Source organism: Nocardia sp. NRRL S-836 (genome assembly GCF_001279525.1).
Classification (GTDB): domain Bacteria; phylum Actinomycetota; class Actinomycetes; order Mycobacteriales; family Pseudonocardiaceae; genus Lentzea.
In genome coordinates, this window is record NZ_LGDY01000036.1 from 98,778 (window position 1) to 111,137 (window position 12,360).

A 12,360-nucleotide genomic window follows, 5' to 3' on the forward strand; every position below is an offset into this window, starting at 1 on the left:
GTTCCGCCAGCCGGGCCGTTGCGTCGATCGATCCGCTCACCAGTGCGTGTCGTCCACGCACATCTGCAGCTTGTCACTCCAGTGGGTGTCCGGCGGGCACTGCACGGCCGCAGCGGCCGTCGAGGCCGCGAGGACGGCCGCCGCAGGACCGGCGGTGACGGCCACACCGACCACGACCGCGGTGAGCAGGGACTTCAGCACCGGGATTCTCCTTCCGTCCGTGCCGCTCTGGCTCGGTGCGACCAGCAGACCCGGTCCCGCCTTCGACGCGCCTTTCCCGCGCTCAAAGCACCCGGCCCGGAACCGATAGCGGGTGGAAAGCGCATCGACAGCGCTGCTCCGCACCGTTGTCCCCGTACCTGCTGCGGCGACCACGGAGGGCAGCGCAAGTGAACTGTTCCCAGGTGGGCTCCAGGCGAAACCTGGCGCCTGACCCCGTGGACGCCCTGGCCGAGCGGCTCATGGCCGGCGCGGCCGTGACGGGTGCGCTGCGGTCGACGGCCGCGCCGGAGCACCGCACCGCGGTGCTCACCGCGCTGGCTGCCCGGTACCTGCTCGCACCCGGCGTGGTCACCGCGTCGGTCGTGGGCACGGGCCAGACGGTGCGGACGCAGTTGGAGTCGTTGACCTGCTACGTACCGGACCTGACCCACGTCGCGGTCCACGTGCTCGACGGCACGCCGCTGGACCGCGACCTGGTGGACGGGCTCCACCGGACCGGCATCGGACTCCACGTGGCCGCCACCGCGGCCGAGGCGGTGTTCGGGGCGAACCTCGTGGTCGTCACCTCCGGCGCCGACCTCGACACGTGGCCCACGCACCTGCCCAGCGGGGCGTTGCTGGTCAACGCCGGCGGCGGCGAGCTGCCCGCGGCGATGACCAGCGCGGTGGACGGCCGGTTCGTCGACGACCTCGCGCTGCTGAACGAGGCCTGCCCGCACAGCCGCCCCGTCGAGGCGGACCTGCGGCAGGTCGTCACCGGCGAGCGCGCCGGCCGCACCGGTGCGGACCACGTGCTGCTCGTCGACCTGCTGACCGAACAACGGCAGCACGGACAAACCCAGGAGGAGGACCACGAGTGTCGACAGAGAACGAGGTCAAGCGGTTCATCGTGACCACCTTCGCCCCGGACGTCACCCCCGACCAGCTCCCGTCCGACTACGACCTGCTGGACAACGGGGTGGTGGACAGCCTGGGCCTGCTCCGCCTCATCGCCTGGGTGGGCGAGCGCTACCAGATCCCGGTCGAGGAGCGAGACATCTCCCCGGCCCAGTTCAGCTCGGTGGAGGCCATCACGGCCTTCATCGCGGACGCACACACCTACGTCTGAAAGACCGAGGAGAGGGAGGGCTCACGCACATGATCGTGCGCGACAAGGCCGGCATCGACGGCATCGACTGGGGGAACGGGCTCAGCTACCGGCTCCTGGTCCAGAAGGACAACATGGGCTTCACGATCGCTCACACCGTCGTGAAGGCGGGGTCGAAGTCCCCGTTGGAGTACCGCAACCACCTCGAGGCCTGCTACTGCATCGCCGGGCGCGGACAGGTGATCGACGAGGAAGGCACGACCCACGAGATCGAGCCCGGCGTGATGTACGCGCTGGACCGCCACGACCGGCACTTCCTGATCGCCTCCCCCGAACAGGACCTGGAGCTGATCAGCGTCTTCAACCCGCCGCTGCGCGGGGACGAGCGGCACAACTTCGACACGGACGAGTTCTCCCAGTACTGACCGGCGACCGGTGGCGCGGGAGCGCGCCCGCTTCCGCGCCACCGGCCAACCCCATGACGCGAAGGAGTTCACGGTGTCCGCACGCGACGAGTTCTTCTCGGTGTCCGAGGAGGTCGCCGACGCGCTGGCCGAGGGCCGGCCGGTGGTGGCCCTGGAGTCTTCCGGTGTGGTGCAGGGACTGCCGCACCCGCTGAACCTCCAGACCGCGCTCGACATGGACAAGGCCATCCGCGCCGAAGGCGCCGTGCCCGCCCGCACCGGCATCGTGTCCGGCCGGCTCGTGGTGGGCATGTCCGACGAGCAGGTGGAGCTGTTCGCCACCACGCCGACCGTGCCGAAGGTCGGGGCCCGCGACCTCGGTCCCGTGCTGGCCGGCGGTGGGCACGGCGGCACGACGGTCTCCGCGGCCCTGGTCGCCGCCGCCCGGGCCGGTATCGAGGTGTTCGCGGTCGCCGGCATCGGCGGTGTCCACTTCGGAGCGCAGCGCAGCTTCGACATCTCCGCGGACCTGGTGGAGTTCACCCGGCACCGGGTGGCCGTGGTCTGCGCGGGTGCCAAGTCGCTGCTGGACCCCGCGCTCACCCTGGAGTACCTGGAAACCCAGGGTGTGCCGGTGGTGGGCTACCGCTGCGACGACTTCCCGGCCTACTACAGCGTCTCCAGCGGCGAGCGCAACCCGCGGCGCGTGGACGAGCTCGACGAGCTGGCGGCGGCGGTGCGCCTGCACTGGGCGGTGGGCAACACCGGTGGCTTCCTCGTCACCCACCCGATCCACGCCGAGGACGCCCTGCCCGCGGACGAGGTCTACGCGCTGGTGCGGGAGAAGCAGGCCGAGGCCGAGGCGGCGGGCGTGCAGGGCAAGGACGTGACGCCGGCCATTCTCAGCGCGGTCGGCAAGGCGACCAGCGGCCGCACCGGCGAGGCCAACCGGTCCGTCCTGCTGTCCACCAGTGCCCTGGCCGCCGAGTTCGCCTCGGCGCTCAAGCGGAACCGCCTGGAGGAGCAGGCGTGAACACCGCAGTCCTGTTCGACGTCGACGGCACGCTGGTCGACACGCCGGCCGGGATGACGGCGGTGCTGCGCCAGGTGGTGGCCGAGAACGGCGGCGTGGCGGACGAGGCGCGGCTGCGCGCCACCGTCGGCCGCCCGCTGGTCGCCTCCCTGGCGCTGCTGCTCGGCCTCCCGCCCGGCCACCCCGGCGCCGAGCGCGCCGCCGACCGGGCCCGTGAGCTGTTCACCGAGGTGGTCATCCCGTCGGCGCGCGAGCTGGTCCTGCCCGGCGTGCCCGAGCTGCTCGACGGCCTGCGCGTGGACGGCCGGCCCGTCGCCGCGGTCACCAGCAAGGTCCACCGCAGCGCGGTGGAGCTGCTGGAGGCCACCGGCCTGCTGGCGCACTTCGACGTCCTCGTCTGCCACGGCATGGCCGACCGCGGCAAACCGCACCCGGACCTGGCCCTGCTGGCGGCCGACCGGCTCGGCGTCGCCCCGGCCGACTGCGTCGTCGTCGGTGACGCGGTCGACGACATGGCCATGGCCCGTGCCGCGGGCATGACCGCCCTGGGCGTGGCCACCGGCGTCGCCACCCCCGACGAGCTGCTGGCCGCGGGGGCGAGCGCCGTGCACGCCGACGCGCTCGCGCTCGGCACCGTCCTCCTCCCGCTCGGTACCCCTTCGAGGTGATCACCATGACCACTACGGAAGACGCCACGGCACGCGGGCGCACCGCGAACGCGGCACTCGCGATCCTCGCCGTGGCGCAGTTCCTCATCGCACTCGACTACTCCATCGTCTACATCGCACTGCCCAGCGTCGGCGCGGACCTGGCACTGACCGAGAGCTCCCTGCAGTGGGTGGTCAGCGGCTACGCGGTGTTCTTCGCCGGGTTCCTCGTCGTCGGCGGCCGGGTGTCGGACCGGTTCGGCCCGCGCCGCCTGTTCGTCGCCGGCACACTGCTGTTCGGCATCGCCTCGCTGGCGGGCGGCCTCGCGCCAAGCGCGCCGTTGCTCCTGGTCGCCCGCGCCGCCCAGGGCGTCGCGGCCGCGGTGCTCCAGCCCGCGGTCATCGCCCTGATCAACACCTCCTTCCCCGCCGGACCCGCCCGCAACCGGGCCTTGGGCGTGTGGGGCACGGTCGGCGCGTCCGGGCTGGCCGCGGGGGTGATCATCGGTGGCCTGCTGACCACGGTGTCCTGGCGGTGGGTGTTCCTGATCAACCTGCCGCTGGCGGCGATCTGCGCGTTCGCCGCGCCGAAGCTCCTGCCCCGCAACGAGGTCGTCACCAGTGACCGCGGCGGTCTCAACGTGCCCAGCGCCGTCCTGTGCACCGGTGCCGTGCTGTCCGCGGCACTGGCCCTGACGCTGACGGCGAGCGGCAGCTGGACGGATCCGGGCGTCCTGGCGGCGTTCGGCGCGGCCGCGGTGCTCCTGGCCGTGTTCGTGGTCCAGGAGCGGCGCAGCGAACGCCCGCTGGTCGACCCCGTGCTGCGGCGCACCCGCTCGCTGCTGGTCGGCTGTGGCACCACAGCGCTGTACATGGCCAGCGTCGGCAACCAGTTCTTCGTGGTGACGCTGCTCGTGCAGCAGCTGCGCGGCTACGACCCGCTGGCCGCGGGGCTGGCGTTCCTGCCGATGGCGGTGGCGATCGCGGTGGCGAACTCCGTGGCGGCGCGCATCGTGGCCGCGATCGGGGTGCGGGCCACGCTCGCACTGGCGTTCGTCGCCGACGCGGCCGGCCTGCTGCTGCTCGCGTTCCAGGCACACGGCGACAGCTACGCCGTGCACCTGCTGCCGGGGCTGCTGATCACCGGCTTCGCCCACGGCGTGACCTACGTGTCGATGTTCATCGCCGGTACGGCCGACGTCGAGGACCGCAACCAGGGCACCGGAAGTGCGCTGATGACGACCTCGCAGTACATGGCGGGCGCCCTCGGCGTGGCCGTGCTGGTGCTGGTGCTCGGCCGCGAGCCCGACGCCGGCGCGTTCGCCGCGGCGTTCGTCACCACCGCCGTGGCGGCTGCGGCAGGCGCGCTGCTGGCCTGGTTCGGGCCGGTCCGGCGCGAAGGGAGCCGGTCGTGAGGGCGCAGGCCTGGACCGCACGGCTGGGAGTGCTGGTCGTGCACAACGACCCGGTGGTCGAGGCGGAGCTGTGGGCCATGGCGCCGCCGGGCGTCACCGTCCACACGGCCCGCTTCGAGAGCCCGACCAGCACCGGCGCCGAGTACACCAGCGAGTCCTGGGAACGCATGGTGTCCAGCCCGGACGTGCGGCGCGGCCTGGTGCAGCTCGGCGAGCTGGGCGTCTCGGCGATCTGCCTGTGCTTCGGGTCGGCCAGCTTCTTCGGCGGCCTGGAGTTCGACACCGGGTTCACCACCGCGGCCGCGGAGCTGACCGGAGGCACCCCGGTCTACACCGCCGGGCAGGCCATCCGCGCCGCGCTGACCGCGCTCGGCGTGCGCCGTCCCATGGTGCTCGCGCCACCGTGGTTCACCGCACCGACGTTCTCCGCCGCGGAGTCCTACCTGACGGCCGCCGGGTTCGAGCCCGCCGCCCTGGTGCCGTTCCGGCTGGGGGAGCGGTGGGACGGCGTCGAGCGCCACCGGCTCTTCGACCGCGGCGGGCGCTGGGACGTGCACCCCGCCGAGGTGTGCCGCCAGGCCGCGGCGGCCTTCCCGGCGCACGCCGACGGGCTGCTGCTGCCCGGTAGCGGGTTCCGCTCCTGGGAGGCCGTCGACGAGCTGGAGCGCCGGCTCGGAGTGCCGGTCGTGACCTCCAACCAGGCGTGCCTGTGGCGACTGCTCGACCTCACCGGCCTGGACGCGCGGGTGCCCGGTGGCGGACTGCTGACCGCCGGCCGGTGAGCCGGCCCGACCTCGACTGGGGAAACCACCATGCCCACCACATCCTTCGTGACCGCGTTCGCCGCGCAGGTGGACGCCAGACCGCACGCCCCGGCGTTGTCCTGGGACGGGGCCGCGGTGGACTACGCCTCCCTGGACCGGCTGGCGCGGGAGTCCGCAGCGCTGCTGCACGGCCTCCCGGCCGACGCACCGGTGTGCGTGCCCGCGCACAAGTCGCCGGAGACCATCGCCCTGCTCATCGCGTGCTTCCGCGAGAACAGGCGGGTGCTGCTGCCCTCCGCGACGCTGGGCGACGACGCCCTGCTGCGGCTGTGCGAGCAGGTCGGCTGCTCGCACGTGCTCACCCCGCAGGGCGTGCGGACGACCGGCGCCGACGCGGCCTCGCTGCCCGGACCCGGTCTGCTGCTGACCACCTCCGGCTCCACCGGCACGCCCAAGGTCGTCGTGCTCGCCGAACGGGGCGTGGACGAGTTCCTCGCCTGGGCTGCCCGCACGTTCGGCATGGGCCCCGGCGTCGGGGTGCTCAACTACGCGCCGCTCAACTTCGACCTGTGCCTGCTGGACCTGTGGGCGGCGCTGGCCGTCGGCGCCCGCACGGACCTGGTCGACCCGGAACGCGCGACCGACGGCGACTACCTGGCCGGCCTGTGCGCCCAGTGGGCGCCCGCGGTGGTGCAGGCGGTGCCGTTGTTCTTCCGGCTGGTCACCGCGACCGGGCGGGTGCTCCCGGACGTGCGGGAGGTCCTGCTCACCGGGGACGCGGCTCCGCCCGCCCTGCTCACCGGCGTCGCGGCCGCGTTCCCCCAGGCCCGGCTGTGGAACGTCTACGGCTGCACCGAGACCAACGACAGCTTCGTGCACCGCATCGACCCCGCCCGCACGCCGACGCCGATCGGCACCCCGATCGACGGTGTCGAGTTCCGCATCGTCGACGACGAGGGCCGCGACTGCGACAGCGGCGAGCTGGTGGTGCGCACCCCGTTCCGCGCCGAGGGCTACCTCGACCCCGCGCTCACCCGCGACCGGTGGAACGACGGCTGGTTCCGCACCGGCGACCTGGTCCGCCGCGACGAGACCGGGCTCGTGCACCTCACCGGCCGCAACGACCACCAGGTGAAGGTGCGCGGCGTGCGCACCAACGTCCAGGAGGTCGAGAACGTCGTGCTCGCCCACCCCGAGGTGGTCGAGGCCGCGGTGGTCCCGCTCCCCGACGAGGAGGCCGGGACCGTGCTGCACGCGGTGGTCCGCCGCGCGCCGGGCTCGCGGCTCAACGGACTGCACCTGCGGGCGCACTGCGCCGCCGCGCTGCCCAGGACCGCCATCCCCGGCGCGTTCGAGATCGGCGGCGAGGCGTTGCCCCGCACCTCCACCGGCAAGGTCGACCGCACCGCGCTGCGCGCGCGGCGGACAGCGGTCGCGGAAGGGGTGTGACGCGATGATCGAGTGGAACGAGGACCAGCGCTCGTTGCGCGCCGCGGTCGAGGAGCTCGGCCCGGTGCTCGGCGAGGGCCACGTCGAGCGCGACGCCGACGGCGAGTTCGCCGAGGGCGCCTGGAAGGTGCTGCGCGAGACGGGGCTGCTCGGGCTGCCGTTCGACGAGCGGTGGGGCGGTCTCGGCCAGGACCTGCTGACCACCATGTACGTGCTGGAGGGCCTCGGTCAGACCTGCCGCGACGGCGGGTTCAGCTTCTCGGTGTCCACGCACATGGTCAGCACCGGCGTGCCGCTGCAGCGCTTCGGCTCGTCGGCGCTGAAGGACCGCTACCTCACCGGGGTGTGCGACGGCTCGATCATCGGCGCGCACGCCATCACCGAGCCCGAGGGCGGGTCGGACGTCATGGCCATGCGCACCTCCGCGGTGCGCGACGGCGACCACTACGTCCTCAACGGCAGCAAGACGTTCATCAGCAACGGGCCGCTGGCCGACGTGATCGTCGTCTACGCCCGCACCGGCAAGCGCGGCAGCCCCGCCGCCATCACCGCGTTCCTCGTCGACCGCGACACACCCGGTCTGACCGTGGGCAAGCCGGTGGCCAAGATGGGGCTGCGCACGTCGCCCCTGAGCGAGCTGTACTTCGACGACTGCCGGGTGCCGGCGGCGAACGTCGTCGGCTCGCCCGGTGCGGGGTTCCTCATCCTCGACCACGTGATGAAGTGGGAGATCCTCTGCTCCTTCATCATCAACGTCGGTGAGATGCAGCACCGGCTGGAGCGCTGCGTGGACTACGCCCGCACGCGGGTCCAGTTCGGACAGAAGATCGGGTCGTTCCAGTCGGTGTCGAACCGGGTCGTGGAGATGCGCATCGCGGTGGAGACCGCGCGCAAGTGGCTCTACGACACCGCGCTGAAGCTCCAGAACGGCCAGAACGTCACCGCGGACCTGGCCATCGCCAAGCTCCAGGCCAGCGAGGCCAACGTCAGCACGGCCCTGTCCGCGGTGCAGCTCTTCGGCGGTTACGGCTACACCGCGGAGTACGGGCTGGAGAAGGACCTGCGCAACGCCGTCGCCGGGACGATCTACTCCGGCACCTCGGACATCCAGCGGCAGCGCATCGCTTCCATGATGGGTTTATGAGGAGAGTGACCGAAGATGTCAGTGCAAGCGGGCAACACCGACCTGCTCCACCCGAACCTGGCCGTCACCGAGTTCCTCGACCACGACAGCGACGTCGTCCGCGACTTCGTGCACGGGGTGCTGCCCGACGGCGGCGAGGGCATGACCGACGTCGAACGGGCCTGCGCCCTCTACTACGCGGTGCGCGACGGCATCCACTACGAGGTCTACGGCGCCGACCTGACCCGTGACGGCCTCAAGGCGAGCTCGATCATCAAGCGCGGCACGGGTTTCTGCGTCCACAAGTCCATCGTGTACGCCGCTGCCGTGCGGTCCGTGGGCATCCCGAGCCGCCTCTACTACGGCGATGTGCGCAACCACCTGGCGTCACCGCAGCTGGAAGAGCTCATGGGCGGCAACATCTTCACCTACCACAGCCTCGCCACCGTCTTCCTCGACGGCAGGTGGGTGCGCGCCACCCCGGTGTTCAACAAGATGCTGTGCAAGCTCTACCGGATCAAGCCGCTGGAGTTCGACGGCCGCACCGACAGCATGTACCACCCGTACGACGAGAACGGCCGCCGGCACATGGAGTTCCTGCGCGAGCACGGCGAGTTCGACGACTTCCCGTACGACGTGGTGGTCGACGGCATCCGGGCCAACCACCCGAAGCTGTTCGCCTCCCGGCACACGACCGCGCGCGGCTCGCTGGTCGCCGACGCGGCCGCGCAAGGGGACCGGTTATGACGGCGCCCGCGGTCGTCCTGCCCCGGCAGCGCGCGGCCCACGACCCGCGCCTGCGCTCCACCGTGGACGTGGAGCTGGTGGTGCCCGCGTTCAACGAGGCGGGCCGGCTGCCCGCCACGCTCGCCGAGCTGACCGGGTTCCTGGCGGGCCGGCCGTGGCGGTCGCGGGTCGTGGTGGTGGACAACGGCAGCACCGACGGCACCGCCACCACCGTCGCCGGTCACCCCGACGTGGTGGTCATCGGCTGCGCCCGCCCCGGCAAGGGCGCGGCCGTGCGCCGCGGCCTGGAGAGCAGCACGTCCCGGTTCGTCGGTTTCCTCGACGCCGACCTGTCCACCCCGGTGCGGACGTTGACCCGCGCGGTGGCGGAACTGGAAGCGGGCGCGGCGGCGGCGATCGGGTCGAGGCACGCTCCCGGCGCCGAGCTGGTGACCCCGCAGCCGCTGAGCCGCCGGGTCGGCGGCGCGGTGTTCCGCGCCCTGGCCCGCCGCCTGGTGCCCGAGGTGCACGACACCCAGTGCGGGTTCAAGCTCTTCGAACGGGTGGCCGTGCAGCGGGCACTGGCCGGGTGCCAGGTCGACGGGTTCGCGTTCGACGTGGAGCTGCTGCGGCGCATACGGCTGGCCGGCGGGCGCATCGCCGAGGTGCCCGTGGCCTGGACCGACGACCAGCGGTCCACCTTCCGCCCCCTGCACGACGGCCGTGCGGCGTTCGCGGACCTGGTGCGCCTGTACCGCGCGGAGGCGGCGCTATGAACACCCGGCGGCATGTGCTCGTGGTGTTCGACCGCGACCTGACGCACCCCGCGGCGGCGGAGGGCGAGCGGTACGTGCACGAGGTCGTGCGCCGCTGGGCCGCCGGCGGCACGCGGGTCACGCTGGCGGTGACCGGCACGCCCGCCCACGAGGTCGTCACGGGGGTGGAGGTCCGGCGCTTCGCGCGACCGGCCGCGCTGGTGGCGTGGTTGCTGCGACACGCACACCGCTTCGACGCGGTGGTGGACGCGACCGACGGCGCGGTGGCCACGGCGTGGCTGGCCGTACGCGGTCGCACCCCTGTGGTGCGGCTGGAGCTGCGGTCGCACCGCACCGGGCTCAGGCGGCTACCGGTGCCGGTACGCCGCCGCCTGGCGCGATGGGCCGGCGACCGTCGCACAACGGTCGTGCCGTCCCCGTCGGCGCGCCACGAACTGCGGTGCCGCGTGGGCCTGCGTGGCCCCGTGCTCGTCGCACCGCCCGGTGCCGCGCCCGCGACCGGCACCGGTGAGCGCGCCGACCACCCCGTGGTGGTGGTGCCCGCGCCCGAACGCGGCCTGGACGTGCTGCTGCGGGGTCTTCCACTCGTGCTGGCACAGAATCCGGAGCTGCGGGTGGAGGTCCTCGGCGACGGGCCGGAGCTGCCCAGGCTGTGGCGCATCGCGCACGACTTCGACGTCGCGCACGCGGTCGTCCTCCGCGGCCGGGTGTCCGACGACGAGCGGGCGGCGACGCTGCGCCGGGCGTGGCTGCTCGTCTCCGCGGCGGTTGACGAGCTGCCCGCGCAGGCGGTTCTGGAGGCCGCCGCCCACGGGGTGCCCTGCGTGGCGCTCGACGCCGTCGGCGCCCGTGACTTCGTCCGGGTCGGCGAGGTCGTCCGCTCGCCCGATGACCTCGCCCCTGCCGTCGCACGTCACCTCGCCCAGCCGGCGGACCCGCGGCACGCCGAGGAGCTCGCCCGGCGCTGCCGCGGCTGGGCCGACGGCTTCCGGTGGGACCGCACCGCCGGGCTGCTGGCCGCCGCGGTGGAGCACGAGGTGCGCACAACCCGCCGCGACGGTCCACGCCGCCGTGCCCGGTTCGACATCGCCACCGCGGTGCGGCTGCCGGCGGGTGCCCGCGTGCCGGCGGGCGCGCTGCGCGTGACCGACGAGGTCGTCGAGGCCGGCGGTGCGGTCGGCGTTCTGCTCAACGGCTGCGACGAGTTCGACGCACTCGGCGTCCTGGACCGCCTCGGGATCGAGGGAGCGCACGTGCGGCTGGCCACCCACGACGACCTGATGCTCGGCCCCTGCCCGCACGCCCCGGCCACCGAACCCACGAGGAAGGTCGACGACCGTGTCCACTCGCGCTGACACCAGGACCAGGGTGCTCACCTGGTCCGCGGTTGCCATCACCGCGTTCGTCCTGGCGTTGATCGCCCAGGCCATCTACACCCGGGACGCGCACTGGGGTGTGCGCTACATGGCCGACCTGTGGGTCTACGTCGCCAGCGGGCAGGCGGTGCGCGACGGCCAGTCCCTGTACGACGTGGTGATCATGTCGCCCCTGTACGGGCCGATGCCGTACCTGTACCCGCCGCTGACCGCCGTCCTGTTCTTCGTTCCCCTGACCTTCCTGTCGATCGGCGCCGCCGGGCTGCTGTGGAACACCGTGACGCTGATCGCGCTGGGTGCGATCGTGTGGATCACCCTCGGCGTCGCCGACGTCCGCGCCACCAGGACGCGCCTGGTGCTGACCGTCGTCGGCCTCGCCCTGGTGTTCTGCCTGCTGCCGACCCGCATCCACCTGATCTTCGGCCAGATCAACGCGTTCCTGGTGCTGCTGGTGCTGCTGGACTTCCGCCGCGACGCGGGACGGTGGCGCGGCGTGGGCATCGGTGTGGCGGCCGGGCTGAAGGTGACGCCGCTGATCTTCATCGCCTACCTGCTGGTCACAGGCCAGTGGAAGGCGGCACGGACGGCGGTGCTGGCGTTCGCGGGAGCGGTCGCGGCGGGCTTCGCGGTGGCACCGGCCGACTCCCTGGAGTACTGGGGCGGCCTGGTGTTCCAGTCGTCGCGGGCGGGCGCTGTCTACAGCACCCCGAACCAGTCCCTGGCCGCGGCCATGGCCAGGGTGTCGCAGAGCGAGGTGTTCGCCGGCTGGTGGGTCGTCGTGCTGGCCCTGGTCGGTGTGCTGGGACTCGCGGTGGCCAGGTACGTCCACCGGCGGGGCTCCGACTTCCTGGGCTTCTGCGCCGCGGCGCTCACCGGGCTGCTGGTGTCGCCGGTGAGCTGGGAGCACCACTGGGTGTACGTGGTTCCCCTGCTGGTCTGGTTGGTGGTGCGGGCCTGGCAACGGCGATCGGCCGGCCTGTCCGCCGTGGCAGTGCTGCTCGTGGCGGTGTTCACGCTGCGGGTGTTCTGGTGGGTGGGCGTGCCGGAGTTCCCGGCGAAGCCGATGGACATGACCGCGGGACAGCAGCTGGCCTCCTCGATGATGCCGGTCGCCGCCCTGTTGCTGCTCCTGCTCGGGCCCCTGTGGGTCCGCCGGGAGTTCCTCACTGCGCCGGTCCAGCGGATGGCGGCCGGAGAACGCGACATCGAACGCGCCACGAGCCGCCCGGCGCCCGCCGTTGTCGGGGTCGCTCCGGCCGGCGAACCGGAGGTGCGGTCGCCCTGATCCCCGGACATGGCGCTCGCCGCCCACGGACAACGTGTTCGTGGACGGCGAGC

General features: G+C 73.0%; 14 protein-coding genes. 13 read left to right on the plus strand and 1 reads right to left on the minus strand.

Annotated elements, in window-relative coordinates; all coding sequences use genetic code 11:
* Nucleotides 1-36: 36 nt before the first annotated feature.
* Entirely contained in the window at nucleotides 37-201 is a 165-nt protein-coding gene (locus tag ADL03_RS46575) for a hypothetical protein (protein ID WP_157528075.1), read from the minus strand.
* Between the two features lie 203 nt (nucleotides 202-404).
* Between ADL03_RS46575 and ADL03_RS05975 the strand changes: the two genes are divergently transcribed.
* From ADL03_RS05975 to ADL03_RS06035, 13 genes are all read left to right on the plus strand, one after another.
* A complete protein-coding gene (locus ADL03_RS05975; RefSeq protein WP_157528078.1) occupies nucleotides 405-1,115 on the plus strand; it encodes a hypothetical protein in 711 nt (236 codons plus the stop codon).
* A complete protein-coding gene (locus ADL03_RS05980; protein WP_053732352.1) occupies nucleotides 1,079-1,330 on the plus strand; it encodes an acyl carrier protein in 252 nt (83 codons plus the stop codon). Before ADL03_RS05975 ends, ADL03_RS05980 begins: the two co-directional genes overlap by 37 nt.
* Before the next feature lie 29 nt (nucleotides 1,331-1,359).
* Complete coding sequence (locus ADL03_RS05985) at nucleotides 1,360-1,734, plus strand: ectoine synthase (RefSeq protein ID WP_053732353.1); 375 nt, start codon at nucleotides 1,360-1,362, stop codon at nucleotides 1,732-1,734.
* A 73-nt stretch (nucleotides 1,735-1,807) separates the two neighbouring features.
* Nucleotides 1,808-2,746, plus strand: a complete 939-nt coding sequence (locus ADL03_RS05990; protein WP_053732402.1) for a pseudouridine-5'-phosphate glycosidase — start codon at nucleotides 1,808-1,810, stop codon at nucleotides 2,744-2,746.
* Entirely contained in the window at nucleotides 2,743-3,414 is a 672-nt protein-coding gene (locus ADL03_RS05995; protein WP_053732354.1) for an HAD family hydrolase, read from the plus strand. Before ADL03_RS05990 ends, ADL03_RS05995 begins: the two co-directional genes overlap by 4 nt.
* 5 nt (nucleotides 3,415-3,419) lie before the next feature.
* Entirely contained in the window at nucleotides 3,420-4,808 is a 1,389-nt protein-coding gene (locus ADL03_RS06000; RefSeq protein WP_053732403.1) for an MFS transporter, read from the plus strand.
* The gene (locus tag ADL03_RS06005; protein ID WP_157528081.1) at nucleotides 4,805-5,590 is read left to right on the plus strand and encodes a hypothetical protein; all 786 of its coding nucleotides are present in this window, start codon (nucleotides 4,805-4,807) and stop codon (nucleotides 5,588-5,590) included. The genes ADL03_RS06000 and ADL03_RS06005 overlap by 4 nt, the downstream gene beginning before the upstream one ends.
* A 30-nt stretch (nucleotides 5,591-5,620) precedes the next feature.
* Nucleotides 5,621-7,021 carry an AMP-binding protein gene (locus ADL03_RS06010; RefSeq protein ID WP_053732356.1) on the plus strand — a complete coding sequence of 467 codons (1,401 nt, stop codon included), beginning with the start codon at nucleotides 5,621-5,623 and terminating at the stop codon, nucleotides 7,019-7,021.
* Nucleotides 7,022-7,025: 4 nt separating this feature from the next.
* Nucleotides 7,026-8,165, plus strand: a complete 1,140-nt coding sequence (locus tag ADL03_RS06015) for an acyl-CoA dehydrogenase family protein (RefSeq protein WP_053732357.1) — start codon at nucleotides 7,026-7,028, stop codon at nucleotides 8,163-8,165.
* A gap of 15 nt (nucleotides 8,166-8,180) precedes the next feature.
* Nucleotides 8,181-8,891, plus strand: coding sequence for a transglutaminase family protein (locus ADL03_RS06020; protein WP_053732358.1), 711 nt, complete (start codon nucleotides 8,181-8,183; stop codon nucleotides 8,889-8,891).
* Entirely contained in the window at nucleotides 8,888-9,646 is a 759-nt protein-coding gene (locus ADL03_RS06025) for a glycosyltransferase (protein WP_082372918.1), read from the plus strand. The genes ADL03_RS06020 and ADL03_RS06025 overlap by 4 nt, the downstream gene beginning before the upstream one ends.
* Nucleotides 9,643-11,001 (plus strand): glycosyltransferase family 4 protein, encoded by a 1,359-nt coding sequence (locus ADL03_RS06030; RefSeq protein ID WP_053732359.1) that lies wholly within the window; start codon nucleotides 9,643-9,645, stop codon nucleotides 10,999-11,001. Before ADL03_RS06025 ends, ADL03_RS06030 begins: the two co-directional genes overlap by 4 nt.
* Nucleotides 10,985-12,307 (plus strand): glycosyltransferase 87 family protein, encoded by a 1,323-nt coding sequence (locus ADL03_RS06035; RefSeq protein ID WP_157528085.1) that lies wholly within the window; start codon nucleotides 10,985-10,987, stop codon nucleotides 12,305-12,307. The genes ADL03_RS06030 and ADL03_RS06035 overlap by 17 nt, the downstream gene beginning before the upstream one ends.
* Nucleotides 12,308-12,360: the final 53 nt, after the last annotated feature.

Excerpts from the sequence above, each read along its gene's own strand:
- ADL03_RS05985 (WP_053732353.1), top strand. The coding sequence starts at position 1,360 with ATGATCGTGCGCGACAAGGCCGGCATCGACGGCATCGACTGGGGGAAC.
- ADL03_RS06000 (WP_053732403.1), top strand. The coding sequence starts at position 3,420 with ATGACCACTACGGAAGACGCCACGGCACGCGGGCGCACCGCGAACGCG.
- ADL03_RS06015 (WP_053732357.1), top strand. The coding sequence starts at position 7,026 with ATGATCGAGTGGAACGAGGACCAGCGCTCGTTGCGCGCCGCGGTCGAG.
- ADL03_RS06025 (WP_082372918.1), top strand. The coding sequence starts at position 8,888 with ATGACGGCGCCCGCGGTCGTCCTGCCCCGGCAGCGCGCGGCCCACGAC.
- ADL03_RS06030 (WP_053732359.1), top strand. The coding sequence starts at position 9,643 with ATGAACACCCGGCGGCATGTGCTCGTGGTGTTCGACCGCGACCTGACG.
- ADL03_RS06010 (WP_053732356.1), top strand. The coding sequence starts at position 5,621 with ATGCCCACCACATCCTTCGTGACCGCGTTCGCCGCGCAGGTGGACGCC.
- ADL03_RS06020 (WP_053732358.1), top strand. The coding sequence starts at position 8,181 with ATGTCAGTGCAAGCGGGCAACACCGACCTGCTCCACCCGAACCTGGCC.